Source organism: Enterococcus pernyi (assembly GCF_045371165.1).
In the GTDB taxonomy this organism is placed as follows: Bacteria; Bacillota; Bacilli; order Lactobacillales; family Enterococcaceae; genus Enterococcus_B; species Enterococcus_B pernyi.
Map to the genome: position 1 here is coordinate 107,293 of NZ_JBIQDM010000008.1, position 20,317 is coordinate 127,609.

The following is a 20,317-nucleotide window of genomic DNA, read 5'->3' on the forward strand; positions in this document are numbered from 1 at the left end:
TATTCCTTATAAATTATCACTTGAAACTTGATAATCCTTTTCTATTTTCTTTATCAATCATCGGGGTTATCTTAAACTCTTTTTCACTATACACCCGATGCATCGTCCACTGATCAATGAATGGTACCGCTAGATTCATGACAACAATCGCTACGCCGATCCCCCCTGGCAAATCTAAGACGATTCTTAAAACAGCACATAGTAAACCACAGCCGATAGCGAAATAATACTTCCCTTTATCGGTTGCAGGTGAAGTCGTATAGTCTGTTACCATGAAAACAGCTGCCATGATCAATGCTCCACTAAGCAAATGAGCTGTAGCAAAGCTAAAATTAAACCCACTATAAATTAAAATCGCTAGATAGAAAGAGCTTAGGGTCAACAGAGGAACGAATGGATGGATGATTTTTCGCACGATCAAATAGCCCCCTGCAATCAATAAGAGCAGTTTACTTGTTTCCCCCATTGGACCGCCTAGATCAATCCCTAAGAAAAGTTTCCACCATTCAGGTGTGGTCGCGCTGATTTCTCGAGAAAAATGAGCAAGTGCCACAAGTGGCGTCACAGTAGTGATCACATCTGGTCCTGGTGCGATCCAATTGGTGATGCAAGGAGATAAAAAGAGCTTTAGAAGGACTCGTGCTGCTACTGCGGGATTGATCCAGTTCCTTCCTAACCCGCCTCCTAGATGCTTTACAAGGACGATAGCAATAAAGTCTCCGACAAGCACTGTCCATAATGGTGCACTAGTAGGTAATGTCAAAGCTAACAGCCAACCTGTGATCACAGCAGTCAAATCATTGACCGTGATCTGTTGTTTACTTACTTTTTGGATAACCCCTTCAAGTAATACACATGTGAGGATACTGGTAATGATCTTCACTAACGAACGCCAACCAAAAAAGTAAGTAGCACCAATCGTTGGAAATATAAGGGCAATCAATACTTGTTTCATTTTCCATTGGCTTGTCCAATCATTACGGATATGCGGACCATTGATCGTTCCGTTTCCTAGATATTTCGTACTCATCCTTTTGCCTCCATGATCTGATTTTTTACTGCTCTGATATCTTTTAATAAATTGATTTTTGAAGGACAGATAAATGAACAAGCACCACATTCTAAACAATTCAACGCGCCTAACTGTTCGGCTGTCTGAAGATCCTGATGACGGTACGCTTGACTGATCAAGATCGGATGTAGACCGATTGGGCACGCATTCACACACTCGCTACATTTGATACACTTTTGTTCCTTGGGGATCATTGCCTCTGCTGCAGACAATGCTAAAATCAAATTAGTCGTTTTTGTGACTGGTTCATCTAATGATTGGATAAGTTTCCCCATCATCGGTCCACCATTCAATACCTTAAGAGGTGACGACACAAATCCACCACAAGCATCAATCAATTCCTCTACTGGTGTGCCAATTCGTACTCGTAGATTTTTTCCTTCTTTGATCGGTGTACCTGAAACTGTTACTACCCGTTCGAAGGATGCGACCTGCTTCAACGCAGCACTAAGAATACTATGTATCGTCGCTACATTCAAGGTGATCACTCCGACATCAAAAGGGAGCTTGCTTTTAGGTATTTCTTGAGATAATACATGCTTGATCACTAATTTTTCCGCACCTTGAGGATATAGATTCCCTAGAATATGTAACTGGATTCTTGGATCAATCAGATGTTTATGTAAATGTTCAATCACTTGTACAGATGATTTTTCGATCGCAATCCTTGCTTTGGGGATTTTATAAGTATCCAAAATCATTTGTTCAGTATCTTCAATCAATAATCTTCTATCACTAGTAATGGATGGTTCACATTCTGCTGCGTTAATGATCAAGGTATGGATCTTTTGTTCTTCTTTAGGTAGTAGCTTTAAGTCAGTTGGAAAACCAGCGCCTCCCATCCCTACAATTCCTGCATTCGCGACGATATTATGTAAAACTTTGTTTTTTGTATGTAATAATTCCATACGGTCAGAAAAGTCATTTTCTATAATGACCACTTCAGTCGACCGATGATTGACCATGCGGTTCTCGATTTTTTTTACGACTCCTGCCACTGAACTATGTACATTGGCAGATATTGGTCCATCTTTTTCTCCGATGAGTGTCCCAATTGCCACTTTATCGCCTACTTCAACAACGACTTTAGCAGGTTTTCCAAGATGCATAGACATTGGTAAAATAATTTTCTTTGGTGGCGTTAGTTTCTCGATGGCTTGTTGTGCTGTATGTTTGTTTTTATCAAGATAGACGCCATTCAACCTTTTTTTTACTATTAATTTCATTTTCATTCTCCTAACGATAGATAAAAAAGTAATAAATCAAACCGATAGCTACTAAAACTAATTGCAAACCTAATCCGATCCATTCATATTTTTTTCGATAACTAATTTTTTTCATTTCTCCCCCTAGAATAACAATTGTTTTTTTATATAAAACAGTTGTTTTATTACTCGAATGAATATGAACAAAATAGTATATATTCGCCCAAACTCTACTAAAGAAAATGATTTATAAGTGAAATATTTTACTATTTCCGTTTATATAAAAGTAAATAGAATAACTGTTTTTCACAAATATAATAACATTATATAACGTAATATAAAAGATTAATTTATAAAAATTTTTATCTTATCTTTTTTACTAAATGACAATAACAAAAAAAAACTAACTCATGTGTTGCTTTGAGTTAGAATTTTTTATTGATTTGCTTGCGAGAAATAATTTGAAGGGTTACCTTTTTGCCAGATCCGGATTACCGAAAATTATTTCGTGGAACGTGACATTCTATCCTGTAACAATCTGCTTACTAATAGTTACTCCACCGCTTGTTTTTCACATTTTGATGATAAGGACTTTGTTCAAACAACACCTTCCCATGTGAGAAATACAATTCAGCGTCTAAACATTGCCTGTCGTTAAGTAAATCAGTTATGACATTCGCTAATTCAATTACCGCAATTCGATCAAACGCGGTGATCATCGACTGTCCAATGGCTAAATTATCTAAAACAATACTTCTATAGTCGGATAATGTGGGACAAAACGTTTCAACAAAAGAATCGATTGAACTAACTGAACGGTTCAATAAAAAATGCATAGGATGGCTATTCATATGTTTCAAAAGATATTTTTTATTATTCGTTAAATCAAGTTGATTAGCAATACAAACATCGATTTCATTTGTCAAAGATAGTTCTCTTGTGACTTTACCTGTGATGGTATCGTCAATTTGGATGAACGTTACTTTTTGATGAGAATGTCCAGTATCGACTATCCGATCAATCACTTTTGTTACGCCGTTGATAAATGTATCTGAACCTACTGTATAGTCACCACTTGGATAATCAAGATAGTTGGATACTGGTACAGTGATTACTGAAAGTCCATGGCTACGTAGCTCATTTGCAAATACAACACTCGAAGTCCCACCTAATAATACGAAGGAGTCGTAATTTGCCTCTTTGATCAATTGAATAAATTGATAGTTTACATGGTTAGTTTCTGAACATAAATAGGAACAATCAAATAAATGCCAATTATTTATATTTTGATCCAACTTTGTTTGGATATATTGTTCTTCAGAAAAATTGATTGCGAATAATTCGATTTCTTGTTCAGGTATGGAAAGCACAAGCTGTTCCACTAATCGCTCTCCCCCTTTTACATAGCCTTCTATTGATAAAATCCCAACTTTTTTCGCCATATTCTTTTCCCCTCACTGTATTCTTTCATTGAATTTCTATACTAAGTTAGTTCCAAGAGCTATCTTCCTCAGTCAGTAGTAATTTCTCATGCCGATCAAATAAATAGCAGCCCTATGTAATCGGTATCATTTAATCGTAAAAGTTTTCGAAAAGTCACTTAATTTTGTGATTTCCATAGGATAAACATAGTATCTTTCCGCTGTTTTCTATTTAAGTAAAATATACCATATTTATTCCAATATAGCATAGAGGTTTTTTTATTGGTAGAAAAAAGTATAGGAATACTAAAATAATAGTAGCAATTGCGACAGAACAAATTATGATATTTTTGTCTCACGGCAACACCTAGAAAGCGAGAAAGACAAAGACATTTCTTTTATTGGTGATCATCGAATCAGGCTTTGGATCTGTCTTCAACAAAAAAATAGACCGCAAGTGTGACTTGCAGTCTATTTTTAACGTTCGATAACTCAAAATAAAACAGCTTTAAACTTATTGTACCTCCAGCTGTAACATGTATATTTTATTCGTAGCAACAATTAGAGCTGTTTCATGTTGAATGATCCAACATAGAGTTAGATAATGTGCTTTTCATTTAACAAACAATCGATCGCTTCGACAAATCAGTTAAAAAATTTTCAATAAATAAATCTGTTCCTTCTTTTGTCAGTTCATTCGCGTGACTAAACTTTTCTTTTACTTTTAATTTGATTTCTTTGATGGTCTGTTCCTTTGTCAGAAGATCGAAGATATATGTCGCTACTTCATTCTCCAGTAGAAAGATTCCCTCATCTGATGACAAGTAGATTGTATTTCCTAATTTTTCATAAGCGATCGCTTTGTTTAACTTCATTTCTTTTTCTTCCTTTCCTATAACTCCATAACCAATAGTTCTACTATTGATTGTCTTCTTTTAACAGCAATTCTTCGAAATTGATGGTGTTCTGAATATTACTTCACTTGGACTGCCTTTTCAAAAGCATTAACCGTATTACTTGTTCTTATTCCTTATTCCAAAGATAAGAGTTCCTTTATTCTTGGCGGGTGATCGATTCTTGCATTTACTTTACATCGTAAAATAATCAAATGCGAATAAGTAGTAGTTTTCATCTCAAAATGGTATGTATACACATAAGATTCACTATATAGATAAGGTTTATCCTTCTTATCTGATCTTGGTCATCGTTAACTTACAATTGATTATTGTGAGGCAAATCATAGACGAAATCATTTGCCTCACAATATGGGGATTTTTAGGAAACTAAAGTTAGTCTGTACAAAAAAGGGGAGTTTTTTAGTGTACTAACTTCGTTTCTACCATAAAAAAGAACGGTGTAAGCTTTGGTCCATTTGCTAATCATCTAGAACAACTACATGACTTCACTTTGGTATACGGTCATTTAATGTGCTTAGAGACTCTTCACAGATCCTTTGAGCTAACTATCACTGTCCTCCTCTCTAGTATTTAGGAAAAAATTTCACTTTTTTTCCTAACATTAGTATAACGCGATTAATGTAAAAGTCAATATCTTTGTTAGGAAAAGTTAGGAATAAGTTTATTTTTATTAAACAGCTTATTCGTACTGTTTTCATGGATTGCAGGATTTTAGACACTGAATTAAGAAGTAACTAGCTATCCTATATTGAAACACTCACAAATTTTAGAGAATGTTTTAGAAAAGGTTTAGGCGGATTGTTTACAGACTTGATATTTACCTTATCGATATTTTGCAAAAGTTTAAAAACATAACAATAATCTTCAAAAATTATGGTTTTAATGCTTTATATTGAGTATAATAATTTGAAAGATATCCTTATTTTTTCTCTATTTATTTATTATTTTACGCTATATTTATATAATTGATAGGCAAATCATAATAGCAAAAATCATTTACCTAACTCGTAAATGGTACTAGTTATTTGTTTCTATCATTCAAGAAAACGGAGGAAGGAAAACTGATGAAGAATTATTATTCAGTCAATGAAGTTGCAGAGATTCTAGGAGTAACTACTCGTTCTGTACGAAATTATCTACGCGAGGGAAAACTACAGGGGATAAAGGTTGGAGGAAAATGGAAATTCTCAGAAGAAAATCTGTCAGAGTTTCTACAGTTCTCTCTTAAAAACAAACCAAGCTTCGTAGGAACTGACCAACCAATAAATAGTGCAGTAGTCCTAAAATTCTACCTTCAGTACGAAACGTTGGAGTCATTGCACCAATTTAGAGATTGTATGATCAGCTATCATCAAGATGTTTATTCAAATAAAGAAGATCGTTACTTTTTTTATAATGTCTTAGATGATACCTGCGCGGAATTTATCATTAGCGGGAATTTTAACTATGTTCAAAGTTTTGGTACTTGGTTTAATGAAGCTGTTTTAAAACGAACGGATATCTCATTGACCGCACCAAAATAAAGCAGTGTAAGACATTTTTGTTAGTCGATGTCTTACATTGCTTTATTTTTTAAATCAGCACAGTAATCATACTACCCCCGACAATCAAGGCTAACCCGATCAACGTGTATCTTAATTCTTTTTTGCTCTTCTTTTCGTGCAAAATAACCATACCACCTAATGTTGAGATCACTACGTTCAGTTGTGTGATGATATAGGCAGTAGCTACTCCATTGGCACTAGCTGAAAATATATAAGCAAATGCGGCTAAACTAAAAATGACTCCGACGATCGTCGCTTTCCAACTTTTTCCATCTCCGTACGCTTTTGGTTGCTTCAAGACGACGTAAATAGCCGCGGCTAAGAAAACACCTAACATTTGTGGAAAGAAGATAGCTACACCATCTGCATTGACTAATTTAGGTAATGCACTGTACACCCAATAACCAATACTCGTAGAAGCAAGAATCGAAATTCCTTTAGTTATTCCACCTTGTTTACTTCCCCTATCAGTTACTGCTGTTAGTGCAGAACCAATCACTAGCAAGACGATCGCTACTCCACCAATCACTTTCCCTGTTGTTCCTGACCATTCGCCAAAAGCAAAAACACCAATGAGTGACGTTCCAACAAGCTGCATCGCAGTGGAAATAGGCATTGTTTTGGATACGCCGATCAAATTGAACGTCGTATATTGTCCGATTTGGCCAATGACCCAAAACGCCCCAGATAAAAGACTGATCAAAAATGTAGTAATCGAAATACCACCGGGTGACATGAACAATTGAACAACTAGACCAACGAGTAATGCCCCAATACCTGTACCCAATATTTCATTGGTGGGACGTCCACCGATTTTTTTCAAAACCAGTGGTTGGATTCCCCAGCCAATCGCTGGTATTAATGCAATTAAGATTCCCATCAATCAATCCCTACCCTTTCCCACCTTGAAATGAAGGATAAAGCGTCATACCACCGTCTACAAACAACGTGATACCTGTAACGTAGCTTGATTCATCTGAAGCCAACCAAGCAGCCGCAGCGGCGACTTCACTTGGTTTTCCAATGCGTTCCATCGGGATCATACTTTCTGTTGTCGCTTTTTGCTCTGGATCATCAAACTTTTCGGCATTAATCGGTGTTTTGATCGCTCCTGGTCCGATACTATTGATACGTATTCCTTCAGGCGCATACTCCATCGCAACACTTTGAGTGAATAGTTTTACCCCACCCTTTGAAGCGGCATAATGTGAGAAGGTCGGCCATGGGATTTGTTCATGGACAGAGGAAATATTGATAATACTTCCTTTTACTTTGTGTTTTTTGAAATAATTGATCGCGGCTTTTGTTCCTAAAAACACGCCAGTAAGGTTGACTTGCATCACAGTTTCCCATTCTTCCAAGCTTAATTCGTGCGTAGGTTTTTGGTTTTCAGTGCCAGCATTGTTGACCCAAACATCCAACTGACCATAGGCTTTTATCGCTTGATCAATCAAAGTCTGCACGCCTTCTTCTGTTCCTACATCCGCTTTGACAGCTAATGCTTGACCCCCAGCTTCTTCAATCGCTTTAACTGCTTCTTCTGCTCCATCAGCATCCGAATGGTAATTTACAACTACTTTCATCTTCTCTTCTCCAAAACGCTGAGAAATGGCTGTACCGATCCCTTTGGACCCACCAGTCACTATAGCTACTTTCTGTTCTAATTCTTTATACATAGAAGACACCCTTTCTTTTATCACATTAATAACAGATATTTTAAAACATTCGTTATTAGCTATAAAGACAGTGTACACTACGCAGTGTAGGTGAAAGCAAATCATACGCACTAAAAAATTCTTTCCAAAAAAGAAAGCCCTTCAGTTATCCTGATTGGGCTTCTTCCTTATTCTCGAATACTACATTTGCTTATTCAACATGTTCAAAAAAATCAGCAGTTACTCGTTCGTCTGCTTTTAATTGCTCGATCAAAGCTTCTGCTCCATCAAACTTCACTTGATCTCGGATAAACTCGTGCCAACGAATGTAGACATGTTCACCATAGATATCTTGATCAAAATCTAGAATATACAGTTCGACTGTCAATTCACGTCCATCGCCAAATGTATCATTATGTCCGATTGATCCCATCGCTGGGTACCACGTCTCACCGACTTTGATTTCACAAACATAGACCCCCACTTTTGGTAAATGAACGGTGCTTTTAACTTTGACATTAGCTGTCGGAAATCCTAATAAGCGACCACGTGCGTCCCCGTGGATGACCACACCGTCGATTTCATAAATATATCCTAGCAAATGGGCCACACTCGCGACATCCCCAGCATCCAAGTCTTGACGAATCCGTGAAGAACTGATTTTTTCCCCTTCTTGTTGCTCTTTTGGTACAGTGACTACTTCAAAGCGACCTTTTGCATAACCTGGGAGATGAGGGACATCCGCAATTTCTTTTGGACCATACGTATAGTCAAAGCCAGAAACGGCATACTTAGCATTTAGCCCTACAATATATTGATCAACGAAATCTTGAGGGGCTAAGTGAGCAAATGCAGAAGTAAATTCAATTTCGTAAAGATAATCGATCCCAAGTTCTGCCATTTTTTCTTCTTTTTGTTCTAACGTAGTCAAGTATTTGACGTTACTTGGATTGATTTTTTTAAAGACGATTGACGGATGTTGATTAAATGTCATCAATGCCAATTTCAGACCCTCTCTTTGAGCAATTTCTCGCCCCGTTTCAATCACTTTCTGATGTCCTAAATGAACTCCGTCAAAGAAACCTAAGATCAATACGACGTCTTCTTTCGGAATTTGAGAAACTTGATAAGGGTGTCTGATTTTGATGATTTCCATTTTTACATTAAACCTCATTTCTTAAAACTTTACTTGGTTTTAACTTATTTTTTTCTTTTGGATTTGGTTGGTAGATACTCACTACTTTTCCTTGATAAAAAAGGGCAATTTCTTCTGATGGCATCTCGGATAGACCGAATACTTGGTAATCTAAGCGCATACCATTCTTGACTTTCTGCCACACTGTTTCATCGATATCGACCTGTTTGAACTTTGCTACACCCGTTTCAATGGGTAATAAATACTCTTCGATCGTACCATTCTCCATATATGATGCTACTTCAGCTAAAGTAATTGCTTGGGATTCATCCATGCCGGCACTCGCTGTTCTCGTCAAATCTGACATATGCGCAGGATAGCCTAGCTTACTCCCCGTATCTACAGCCAACGTCCGAACATAGGTACCTTTGCCACATTCGACTTCAAACCGCCACGAAACGGTCCCTGCTTCTTTTGACCAGAGGATTTCACTTGTTCGTTCAAAACGATAGATCTGTGCCTTGCGAACAGGTCGTTCCACTGTCTCATTATTTCGAGCATATTCATATAAACGTCGACCATTGACTTTCACAGCCGAGTACATCGGAGGAATCTGTGTGATCTCACCGACAAAAGCAGCCATTGCTTCATCTACTTGCTCCTCTGTCAATGCTTCGGTGACAGCTCGTTGTTCAACGATTTCACCTGATTTGTCTTCAGTCGTCGTACTGTAGCCAAGTGTGATTTCTCCTTTGTAGGTCTTCCCCGAATCCGTCAGATATTCAATGACTTTAGTGGCTTTACCAATACAAATTGGAAGAACACCATCTACATCAGGATCTAATGTCCCACCATGTCCGATTTTCTTTGTATGTAAAATTTTTCGTAATTTGAATACACAATCGTGGCTAGTCATGCCGCGTTCTTTCCATAAAGGTAATAAGCCTTCCATCTTTTGTTCTCCATTCTTTTAAGTATTAACTGAATTATTATAACACATCGGATCAAAAACTGACGGGATTGATCCTTAAATGTACGATTATTTTGTTTTAGAAACATAAACGTAACAAAAGTTCACACTGTTGTAAATAGAAAGGTGGTATTCTTTTTGTAAAGGAGGGAGCACCTATGGAAAATCTTTTCTTTGCACCTTTTGATTGGTTATACGGATGGTTATCTGGTAGATGATCGGATGATTCTTTGATCAGTCAATTCTTATCTTTTGCTTTTATGATGAAACATGTTTTCCCCAAAAGCGGACAATTCAGCGATGATCATCTGCTACGAATACAACGAAAAAATTCGAAAATGGCTCCTTTTATTTTTGGATTCTTTCGTTGTATTTTGTTTGGCTCTCTAGTGTCGAATGAAAATAGACAAAAAAAAAAACAGGGAGGATACAGTTATTGTATCCTCCCTGTTCGACCATTGATACGAACGATTTAACTCGCTAGAACATTAGTCTTTGTTTAAATTACGCAATAATTCATCGATATGATTACCATAGACAACTGATTCGTCTAGCTCAAACGTCAATTCAGGTGTTTTATAAATGCTCATGTTATGTCCTAATTCACGACGAATCAGTCCACTTGCTTTATTCAACCCTTCTTGCGCTTTTTTCTTATCTGAGGCTAAGTCAGATAAGAGGCTATAATAAATCGTTGCTTGTTGCAGATCACCCGTGACATGCACATCTGTGATCGTTACGTTTTCCACACGTGGATCACGTACCTTTTTGCGTAAGATATCATTCACTTCTTTTAAAATTTCTTGACCGACTCTGCGGTCACGATAGTTAGCCATAATGAGCGGCCTCCTTTTTTTAAATTAGTCGACTTTGATTTCTTCCATGATAAAGCCTTCGATAACATCATCTACTTTAAGATCATTGAATTTCTCTACCATTGCTCCACATTCAAAGCCCATTTTCACTTCTTTGACATCGTCTTTGAAGCGTTTCAAGCTTGCTAATTGTCCTTCGAAAATGACGATGCCATCACGAATGACACGTACGCCGCTATCACGACGAATGTAACCATCAGTGACAAAGGCACCAGCGATCGTTCCGACTTTTGATACTTTGAAGGTTTCACGGACAGTCATTTGACCAGTGATTTTCTCTTCAAATTCAGGATCTAGCATCCCTTTCATCGCTGTTTCGATTTCTTCGATGGCTTTGTAGATGATACGGTGAAGACGGATATCCACTTCTTCTGTATCTGCTTGGATTTTCGCTTGTGGTGTCGGACGAACATTGAAACCAATGATGATCGCATTACTTGCCGCAGCAAGCGTTACATCACTTTCATTGATTGCTCCAACAGCTGAATGGACGATCTTGACACGTACGCCTTCAACGTCGATCTTCTTCAATGAAGCAGCTAGTGCTTCTGCTGAACCTTGTACATCAGCCTTGATGATGACATTGACTTCTTTTAATTCGCCTTCTTTTAAGCTTTCAAACAAGTTATCTAATGTCACACGGCTAGTTGCTGCACGTTGTTCTAACATCGCACGTTTGCCACGTTCTTCACCCGCCGCACGAGCTGTTTTCTCATCTTCAAAGACAACAAAACGATCGCCTGCTTGAGGTACATCATTCAATCCTGTGATTTCAACTGGTGTTGCTGGTCCAGCTGTTTTTTCACGGCGTCCTAAGTCGTTGACCATTACACGTACACGACCATATGTGTTTCCGACAACGATTGGGTCTCCAACATTCAATGAACCTTGTTGAACAAGTAATGTTGTCACAGGACCTTTTCCTTTGTCTAATCGTGCTTCAATCACTGTACCGATCGCACGTTGTGTTGGATCAGCTTTCAAGTCTTCCACTTCAGCGACTAAAAGAATCATTTCTAATAGTTCTTCGATGTTTTGACCGAATTTCGCTGAGATTTCTACAAAAATCGTTTCGCCACCCCATGCTTCAGGAATCAATTCATATTCACTTAATTCTTGCATCACATGTTGTGGGTTTGCACCTGGTTTATCGATTTTGTTGACTGCAACGATGATTGGCACACCAGCTGCTTTCGCATGGTTGATCGCTTCTACAGTCTGTGGCATTACGCCATCATCGGCGGCAACAACTAAAATCGTGATATCAGTGATACTTGCACCACGCGCACGCATACTTGTAAAGGCCGCATGTCCTGGTGTATCCAAGAATGTGATTGGTTTGCCATCAATATCGATTTGATACGCACCGATATGCTGTGTGATACCACCGGCTTCTCCGCTTGTTACGCGAGAATGACGTAAGGTATCGAGTAAAGTTGTTTTACCATGGTCAACGTGTCCCATGATCGTAACAACTGGAGGACGTGAGACTAATTTTTCTGGATTCACTTCATCCGCTTCAAAGAATTTGTCAATATCCGCAATATCTACTTGGATTTTTTCTTGTGGTTCCATCCCGTAGTCTGTTGCTAACAATTCGATCGTATCTTTATCTAATGCTTGGTTTTGATTGACCATCACGCCTAGCATAAATAATTTTTTAATGATCTCTGCTGGTTCGCGGTGAATTTTCTTCGCGATATCTGCAACATTCATACCTTCTGTATACTCTAATACTTCAGGTAACTCACGGAATTTACGTGGTGGAACTGCTGGCTTGTTTGACGTTTGTTGTTTGCCTTTTTTTCCTTTTTTGTTGAAACGATTGCGGTTGTTATTGTTGAATTTGCCGCGATTGTTATTATTGTTTCTATTTTGGCCGCCGCCTTGGTTTGCTCCTTGACGGTTTTGGTTACTGCCCTGAGTGTTTCCTTGGGTAGAGCCTTGGCGGTTTTGGTTGCTACCTTGGCTGTTTCCTTGGGTAGTTCCCTGACGGTTTTGGTTGCTGCCTTGGTTGTTACCTTGGCGATTTTGATTATTGTTTTGAGTAGATCCTTGACGGTTTTGATTGTTTCCACCTGTCTGGTTACTCTTATTCTGATTTGTTGATTGGTATTTTCCTTGATTCACTTGACCGCTCCCTTGACCGCGATCTTGATAGTTGCGGTTACTTTTATTTTTTTGTTGGTTCGATGGTTCGTTTGTTTTCTTTTGGTTACTTGGCTGTTGTCCGGCTGGTTTTTGGTTTGCTTTTTGTACTGGTTGCTTTTTCTGCTGTGGTTGGTTGAACGCTTGTTGCAGTTTCTTTTCATCTTGTGTGCTGACCGCACCCATGTGATTTTTCACATCGATTCCAAGTTTCTGCGCTTTATCAACGACCTCTTTACTAGACTTGTTCCATTCTTTCGCTAGTTCATAAATTCGTTTATTGCCCATGCAATCACCTTCCTAACCTTCAATTAGCTCCTTGACCTTTTTTGCAAAGCCGGTGTCCGTGATTCCTATCACTTTCCGAGGTTTACCGATCATCTGCGTGATTTCTTCCTCAGAAAACAGCTCAAAGCAAGGAACTTCGTAGTACGAACTCTTATCTTTGATTTTTTTTCTGGTATTCTCACTGGCATCACTTGCGACGAAAACGATCTTGGCTTTTTGACGACGGATGTCTCCGATCGTCAATTCTTCACCTGTGATCATTTTCCCTGCACGCATCGCTAGACCAATAAGATTCATGGCTTTTTGCCGATTCATTCCATTCATTCGCCAAATAGCTCTTTTCGGGCTTTTTGGTGAGTGACGTAATCTAATAGTTCTTGATAAAATTCATCTGTTAGCTTAGCTTCAAGTACACGATCCAAGAGATGTTTATCCCAAGCTTGTTGTACTTCCTCCGGCTCAAGTGAGACATACGCTCCTCGTCCAGGCATTTTTCCAGTAGGATCGATCGATACCACACCTTCTTTTGAACGTGTGACACGAATCATCTCTTTTTTTGGTTTCATTTCACCTGAAACCACAGATTTGCGTAAAGGGATCTTCCTTTGTTTCATCTCTTTGCCTCCTTCACTAGCAGTTAAATTTCTTCTTGTTCAGTTACTTCAGCTGTTTCGTCTTCAAATGCGATTGTTTGATATTCATCATCTGTCAAATCTGATTGGATGATTGCTTCATCGTGTAATTCTTCAGAGATTGCTGCTTCTGCCTGAGCTTTTTTCTCATAGAATTCAGTCATGTCTGACTCTGATTTGATGTCGATTTTGTGGTTCGTCAATTTGGCTGCTAGACGCGCATTTTGTCCGCGTTTACCGATTGCCAATGACAATTGATAATCCGGTACAACGACCGTACAAGCTTTTGGATTTTGTTCGTCAAAAATGACATCCACGACTTGTGAAGGATTCAATGCGTTCGCAATGAACACCGCAGGATCTTCATCCCACTCGACGATATCCATGTTTTCGCCCTTCAATTCATTCACGATCGCTTGGACACGTTGGCCTTTAGGACCAACACACGTGCCGACAGCATCGATATTCGGATCCGTTGAGCGGACAGCCACTTTTGAACGATCGCCTGCTTCTCTAGCCACACTGACGATTTCAACAAGTCCATCATAAACTTCTGGTACTTCTTGTTCGAACAAGCGACGCAAAAGATCAGGATGACTACGGCTAACAAAGACTTGAGGGCCTTTTGATGTATTCTCAACACGTGATACATATACTTTGATACGATCATGTGGTTGATAAAATTCATTTGGCATTTGGTCTTGTTTTGATAGTACCGCTTCGATTTTACCTAAATTGACATAGATATAACGTTTGTCTTGACGTTCAACGATCCCTTGCATAATGTCTTTTTCATAAGCACTGAATTCGTTATAGATGATCGTGCGTTCTGCTTCACGTACACGTTGCAAGATGACTTGCTTCGCTGTTTGGGCAGCGATACGACCGAAATCTTTTGGTGTGACTTCAAAACGGATCTTGTCACCGATCTCGTAAGCAGGATTGATCAACAAGGCGTCTTTCAAAGATACTTCTAATTGTGAGTCCATCACTTCTTCAGTGACTTCTTTCACTGCATAGACATGGATCTTGCCTTTTTTTTGTTCAAATTCTACTTCTACGTTTTGTGCTTGCCCATAATGGCGTTTGTATGCAGAAACTAACGCAGCTTCTAAAGCGTCGATCACGATTTCTTTTGAGATTCCTTTTTCAGCCTCTAAAGCATCTAACGCGTTCAACATTTCTTTACTCATTCTTCTGTTTCCTCTCCGTGATTAAAATTGGATTGCTAAGCGAGCTTTGGCAATATTCTTACGGTCAAAAACAATTTCTTTTTCCCGTGTCTTTATGCGTATCTTCAATGTAAGCTGTTCAGCATCAAATGATTGGAGAAAACCTTCGTATTGTTTTTCTCCGTCAACTGGTTGATATAAAGACACATGGATATACTCTCCTCGTGCTTTTTCATAATCTGCCTCTTTTTTCAAAGGGCGTTCTGCGCCTGGAGATGATACCTCTAGGAAATATGCTTGTGGTATCGGGTCTGGCTCTGTCGTATCAAGTTTCTCACTTAATTTTTCACTGACAAATGCGCATTCTTCAATGTCGATTCCGCCTTCTTTATCTATAAACACCCGTAAAAACCAGCTTTTTCCTTCTTTGACAAATTCTACTTCTACTAGCTCAAACTTTTGTTCATCTAAGATCGGTGTCACCATTTCTGTGACTGTTTCAACGACGCTACTCAAAGATTTCGCCTCCTTAAAATTAGATCCGTAATTCCATTAAAAAGAGTGAGCGAAAATTCCGCTCACTCACAGTTAGTATCATTACCTTAAATAACTATAACATAAATCACTCTAAATGACAAGCCATATCATTAGAACCAACTGGCAACCAGCTTTACTAATCTTTGCTTTCATTTTGATTCATTTTCATTTCTCACGTTGACTTTTATAACATATCAAATAACGATAATTGATTTTCATCAGGTAAATCTTTCAAGACACCATTTTCTGTCATATACTCGATCAATGTCTTCGAGACTTTCCCACGAGTTGCCAAGTCTTCTTTGGATAAGAAAGGACCATCTTTTCTAGCTTCGACGATTTGTTTCGCTACGTTGGCCCCTAAACTTGGTACCGCACGGAATGGCGCAATCAGCGTGTCTCCTTCGATCACAAAGTTTACTGCATCGGATTTGTATAAATCGATCATTCCGAATTTCAAGCCACGTTCTAGCATCTCATTGGCTAACTCTAAAACTGTCAACTGATTCTTTTCTTTTACAGAAGCATCTAAGCCTTTATCCGTGATTTCCTTCATCGCCTCTTTCACTGCTTCTTTTCCTTTGCACATAGCAACAAGATTAAAGTCATCTGCACGAACGGAAAAATAGGCACAGTAATACAATATCGGAAAATAAACTTTGAAATAAGCAACCCGTAGCGCCATCAAGACATAAGCAGCCGCATGGGCTTTCGGGAACATGTATTTGATTTTCGAACAAGAATCGATGTACCAGTCAGGTACGTTATTTTCTTTCATTGCGGTCAAATACGTTTCACGCAATTCGTCAGGGATCTTATTCCATAATCCTTTACGCACCGTCTCCATGATTTTGAACGCCATCCCACTATCTAAGCCAGCATGGATCAAATAAACCATGATATCGTCACGACAGCCGATTACTTCAGCCAGCGTCGCATCCCCACGTTTGATCAATTCCTCTGCATTCCCTAACCAAACATCCGTACCATGAGAAAGACCAGAGATCTGCAATAATTCCGCAAAAGTCGTTGGGTGTGTTTCCTCTAACATCCCACGAACGAAACGTGTCCCAAATTCCGGTATCCCTAATGTACCTGTTTTAGAATAAATCTGTTCTTGTGTGACTCCCAAGACTTCGGGTCCAGAAAAGATCCGCATGACTTCTGGATCATCGGTTGGGATCGTTTGTGGATCAATCCCAGACAAATCTTGCAACATCCGGATCACCGTTGGATCATCGTGTCCCAGGATATCAAGTTTCAAGACATTGTCATGGATCGAGTGGAAATCAAAGTGGGTCGTTTTCCATTCTGAATTCTGATCGTCTGCCGGATATTGGATCGGCGTGAAATCATATACATCCATATAATCGGGGATAACAATGATCCCTCCTGGATGCTGTCCGGTCGTTCGTTTGACCCCAGTAGCACCTTTGGCTAAGCGATCCACTTCGGCGCTGCGGTAATGCAAGTTGTGGTCACGTTCAAACCCTTTAACGAATCCATACGCCGTTTTATCCGCAACAGTACCGATCGTTCCCGCACGATAGACATATTCTTCGCCAAACAATACTTTCGTATAATGATGGGCTTCTGCTTGATAATCCCCTGAGAAGTTCAAATCGATATCGGGTACTTTATCGCCATGGAAACCTAAGAATGTTTCAAACGGAATATCATGCCCATCTTTATTTAAACGAGTACCGCATTTTGGACATTTTTTCTCAGGCATATCAAATCCTGAACCATAAGTTCCATCTTCATAAAATTCCGAATACTGACAATCTGGGCAATAGTAATGAGGTGCCAATGGATTGACCTCTGTGATCCCTGTCATGGTTGCGACGAAACTAGAACCAACCGAGCCACGAGAACCTACTAAATAGCCATCTTCATTACTTTTATGCACTAACTTTTGTGAAATCAAATAAATCACTGAGAAGCCATTACCATTGATCGAATCCAGCTCTTTTTTCAGACGCTTTTCTACGATATCCGGTAATGGATCACCATACATTTGTTTTGCCTTCGAATAACTTAGATCCGTGATTTCATCTTCCGAACCAGGAATTTTAGGGGTATATAATTCATCTTTCACTGGCACGACTTCTTCACAGATATCTGCAATCTTATTGGTATTTTCAACTACGATTTCTTTTGCTAAATCCGTACCTAAGAAGGAGAATGCAGTCAGCATCTCATCTGTTGTTCTGAAATGCACTTCGGGCAGACTGTGACGATTCAATGGATTGGCTCCCCCCATCGAATTGACCAAGATTTTACGATAGATCGCATCTTCTTCATTCAGGTAGTGGACATTTCCTGTCGCTACAACGATTTTATCTAATGATTTGCCGATTTCTACTAAGTTACGAATGATTTCTTCTAAGTCATGTTCATTTTTGACAAGCTCTTGCTCCAGGAGTGGTGCATAGACAGCTTTAGGCATGACTTCGATATAGTCATAAAATTTCGCCCGGTTACGTGCTTCTTCTACCCCTTTTTGCATCATGGCTTCAAAAATCTCACCCTTGTCACAGGCAGAGCCAACTAACAAATCTTGTCGGAATTTTTTCAGCTGTGATCGGGGGATTCGTGGCACGCGTTCAAAATAATCGACGTTTGACATCGAGATCAATTTGAACAGGTCTTTTAATCCAGCTTGGTTTTTAGCCAGTAATGTGACATGGAAAGGTCGCGCCCGTTTGTAAGAATCACCTTCACCTACATGGGCATTCAACTGATCGTGATAATACATTTCGTGGTTTTCCATCGCTTCTTTGATAAATATCCAAGCCAGATGTCCGGTTGCTTCCGCGTCATAAATCGCGCGGTGATGTTGTTCCAAGCTAACACCGAATTTTTTGGATAGTACACCTAAACCAAACCGTTTGAATTGTGGATATAAATAACGAGCTAATTCTAAGGTATCTATAACTGGATTGGCTGCTTCAGGGATGTTGTATTTGGCATAACTTGTATTCAAAAATCCCATATCGAATGCCGCATTATGGGCAACTAGGATCGCATCTTTTGAGAATTCCAAGAATAAGCGTAAAACTTCCTCCTCAGATTTTGAACCGCGAACCATTTCATCCGTGATCCCTGTCAAATCAATGGTTGTTCGTGATAAGGGATGTCCAGGATCGATAAATTCATCAAAACTTTCGATGACATTTCCTTTGTACATCTTAACAGCAGCTAACTCGATGATCGTATCATAAACAGCAGACAAACCTGTTGTCTCCACGTCAAACACGACATAAGTGGATTCACTCAATGAATCATGGGCGTCATTATACGCAATCGGCACCCCATCATCGACCACATTCGCTTCGACACCATACAAGATCTTCACACCAGCTTTTTTCCCTGCACTATGTGCCTCTGGAAATGCTTGTGCACCGCCATGGTCAGTGATTGCAATTGCTTTATGTCCCCACTTACCTGCCTGTGCCACAAGATCTGAAATATTGTTCGTTGCATCCATAGTACTCATATTACTATGAAGATGTAATTCGACACGCTTTTCCCCTTCAGGAGAATAATCTTTACGTGGTGCATGTTTGACTTCTAAAATGTCTTGGGCATTCATCACTAGGTCACGAACAAACGTGTCTTCTTGTACACTCCCACGAACTTTCAACCAACTACCCGTACTGATTGCTTCAAAGATTTGTTCATCTTTTTCATTATTTGAAAACTTTTTGACGATAAATGAAGAAGTGTAATCTGTGATCTTCAATGTCAAAATCTTACGTTTTGAACGAAGCTCGCGTACTTCTTTATCGAACACGTAGCCTTCGATCGTTACCCGGCGTTCCTCTTCCAAGATATTGATCATCGGTGTGATAGGCTCATCATTCGGGATATTTCTACCTAGCTGGATTGGCCCGTCAAGCGCTGGTAATTGCTCTTTGCGCTCTTTTTTCTTTTGTTCATGAACAATCAAGCTTTCAGCTGCTTGTTTCATGAACGCCTCAGCCTGTTCTTGTCGTCTTTCTTCAAAAAGCTTTAGGACTCTTTCTGCTTGTTGCTCATCAACTTCTGGTTCGATTCGAAACTTAGGAAAACCGTAACTAACAAATAACTGTTCTACTAATGGCAGATATTGTTGTTTAAGATAGCCGATCGCTCCTTCACCATCAACAGGCAAAATCACCTTATGCTCTTTGATCATTGGTACTTGCGTCTTTAATACCTTTTGTACTAAAGGTGTATCGCATTGCTGACTTTCCAGTGCTTGCGACCAATAATCTTGTAAGAGTTGTTCATCGAATGTTTGATCCGCTGCTTGGACTGTGATTTTCACCTCAGCAATTTCTTTGAATGCAAGTATAACATGCTGCACCAGCGAGCGATAAAGCATCACAGGCAAAATAGCTGGAAAACGTAACGTAAACTCCCACAGACGAGATTTACGATGGACCACCACCTGTTCCATTTCCCCAGCAGAAATAAGCGGATGTGCTTTTTCTGTTTCTTCTAATTGGATCTGCTCCAATAATTTCTCAAATAACTCTCGTTTTTCTGACAAAAATATACGCCCTTTCTGTCAAGACCAGAAATTATTCCATTTCCGACCCTTACTTTTCAATACTATTTAGTATAACCCTTTTTAGGGAAATTTTCATTAAGGTTGTAAGAAAAGCGCTCTGACCTGAGCAGTAAGATGGAAAATCAGAAAATAGCTTTTCATATTTTTTAATTTTCCAGCTTAATGTTGAAGGTTAGCTTTTCGAAAAC

General features: G+C 39.1%; 15 protein-coding genes and 2 pseudogenes. 1 reads left to right on the top strand and 16 read right to left on the bottom strand.

Annotated features, from left to right (window positions below; genetic code table 11):
• Positions 1–16 precede the first annotated feature (16 nt).
• From ACH0AK_RS10560 to ACH0AK_RS10575, 4 genes are all read right to left on the bottom strand, one after another.
• Complete coding sequence (locus ACH0AK_RS10560; RefSeq protein WP_226076950.1) at positions 17–1,030, bottom strand: RnfABCDGE type electron transport complex subunit D; 1,014 nt, start codon at positions 1,028–1,030, stop codon at positions 17–19.
• Entirely contained in the window at positions 1,027–2,298 is a 1,272-nt protein-coding gene (gene rsxC, locus ACH0AK_RS10565; protein WP_499796887.1) for an electron transport complex subunit RsxC, read from the bottom strand. Before rsxC ends, ACH0AK_RS10560 begins: the two co-directional genes overlap by 4 nt.
• 524 nt (positions 2,299–2,822) lie before the next feature.
• A complete protein-coding gene (locus ACH0AK_RS10570) occupies positions 2,823–3,719 on the bottom strand; it encodes a 6-phosphofructokinase (RefSeq protein ID WP_023519838.1) in 897 nt (298 codons plus the stop codon).
• Positions 3,720–4,315: 596 nt separating this feature from the next.
• Positions 4,316–4,573 (bottom strand): hypothetical protein, encoded by a 258-nt coding sequence (locus tag ACH0AK_RS10575; RefSeq protein ID WP_023519839.1) that lies wholly within the window; start codon positions 4,571–4,573, stop codon positions 4,316–4,318.
• A gap of 1,106 nt (positions 4,574–5,679) precedes the next feature.
• On the opposite strand from ACH0AK_RS10575, the gene ACH0AK_RS10580 reads away from it, so the two are divergent.
• Positions 5,680–6,138 (top strand): helix-turn-helix domain-containing protein, encoded by a 459-nt coding sequence (locus tag ACH0AK_RS10580; RefSeq protein WP_023519840.1) that lies wholly within the window; start codon positions 5,680–5,682, stop codon positions 6,136–6,138.
• Between the two features lie 49 nt (positions 6,139–6,187).
• Here the strand turns inward: ACH0AK_RS10580 and ACH0AK_RS10585 are convergent, their stop codons facing one another.
• The 12 genes and pseudogenes from ACH0AK_RS10585 to ACH0AK_RS10640 form a co-directional block, all read right to left on the bottom strand.
• A complete protein-coding gene (locus ACH0AK_RS10585; RefSeq protein WP_023519841.1) occupies positions 6,188–7,039 on the bottom strand; it encodes a GRP family sugar transporter in 852 nt (283 codons plus the stop codon).
• Between the two features lie 10 nt (positions 7,040–7,049).
• Complete coding sequence (locus ACH0AK_RS10590; protein ID WP_226076953.1) at positions 7,050–7,835, bottom strand: glucose-1-dehydrogenase; 786 nt, start codon at positions 7,833–7,835, stop codon at positions 7,050–7,052.
• Positions 7,836–8,025: 190 nt separating this feature from the next.
• Positions 8,026–8,970 carry a riboflavin biosynthesis protein RibF gene (gene ribF, locus ACH0AK_RS10595; RefSeq protein ID WP_226076955.1) on the bottom strand — a complete coding sequence of 315 codons (945 nt, stop codon included), beginning with the start codon at positions 8,968–8,970 and terminating at the stop codon, positions 8,026–8,028.
• 7 nt (positions 8,971–8,977) lie between these two features.
• On the bottom strand, positions 8,978–9,901 hold the full coding sequence (gene truB / locus ACH0AK_RS10600; RefSeq protein WP_096081583.1) for a tRNA pseudouridine(55) synthase TruB: 924 nt from the start codon (positions 9,899–9,901) through the stop codon (positions 8,978–8,980).
• A 506-nt stretch (positions 9,902–10,407) separates the two neighbouring features.
• Positions 10,408–10,755, bottom strand: coding sequence for a 30S ribosome-binding factor RbfA (rbfA, locus tag ACH0AK_RS10605; RefSeq protein ID WP_010735198.1), 348 nt, complete (start codon positions 10,753–10,755; stop codon positions 10,408–10,410).
• A gap of 24 nt (positions 10,756–10,779) precedes the next feature.
• Positions 10,780–12,669 (bottom strand): annotated as a pseudogene (infB, locus tag ACH0AK_RS10610) (translation initiation factor IF-2); the annotation flags it as partial.
• 138 nt (positions 12,670–12,807) lie between these two features.
• A pseudogene (locus tag ACH0AK_RS10615) lies at positions 12,808–13,230 on the bottom strand (translation initiation factor IF-2 N-terminal domain-containing protein); the annotation flags it as partial.
• Positions 13,231–13,242: 12 nt separating this feature from the next.
• Positions 13,243–13,554: a YlxQ-related RNA-binding protein gene (locus tag ACH0AK_RS10620; RefSeq protein ID WP_010735196.1), complete on the bottom strand. Its 312-nt coding sequence runs from the start codon at positions 13,552–13,554 to the stop codon at positions 13,243–13,245.
• Positions 13,551–13,844, bottom strand: a complete 294-nt coding sequence (gene rnpM, locus ACH0AK_RS10625) for an RNase P modulator RnpM (RefSeq protein WP_010735195.1) — start codon at positions 13,842–13,844, stop codon at positions 13,551–13,553. Before rnpM ends, ACH0AK_RS10620 begins: the two co-directional genes overlap by 4 nt.
• A 23-nt stretch (positions 13,845–13,867) precedes the next feature.
• Positions 13,868–15,055: a transcription termination factor NusA gene (gene nusA, locus ACH0AK_RS10630; RefSeq protein WP_010735194.1), complete on the bottom strand. Its 1,188-nt coding sequence runs from the start codon at positions 15,053–15,055 to the stop codon at positions 13,868–13,870.
• 21 nt (positions 15,056–15,076) lie between these two features.
• Positions 15,077–15,550, bottom strand: a complete 474-nt coding sequence (rimP, locus tag ACH0AK_RS10635; RefSeq protein ID WP_010735193.1) for a ribosome maturation factor RimP — start codon at positions 15,548–15,550, stop codon at positions 15,077–15,079.
• Between the two features lie 205 nt (positions 15,551–15,755).
• On the bottom strand, positions 15,756–20,108 hold the full coding sequence (locus ACH0AK_RS10640; protein ID WP_137072540.1) for a PolC-type DNA polymerase III: 4,353 nt from the start codon (positions 20,106–20,108) through the stop codon (positions 15,756–15,758).
• Between the last annotated feature and the right edge of the window lie 209 nt (positions 20,109–20,317).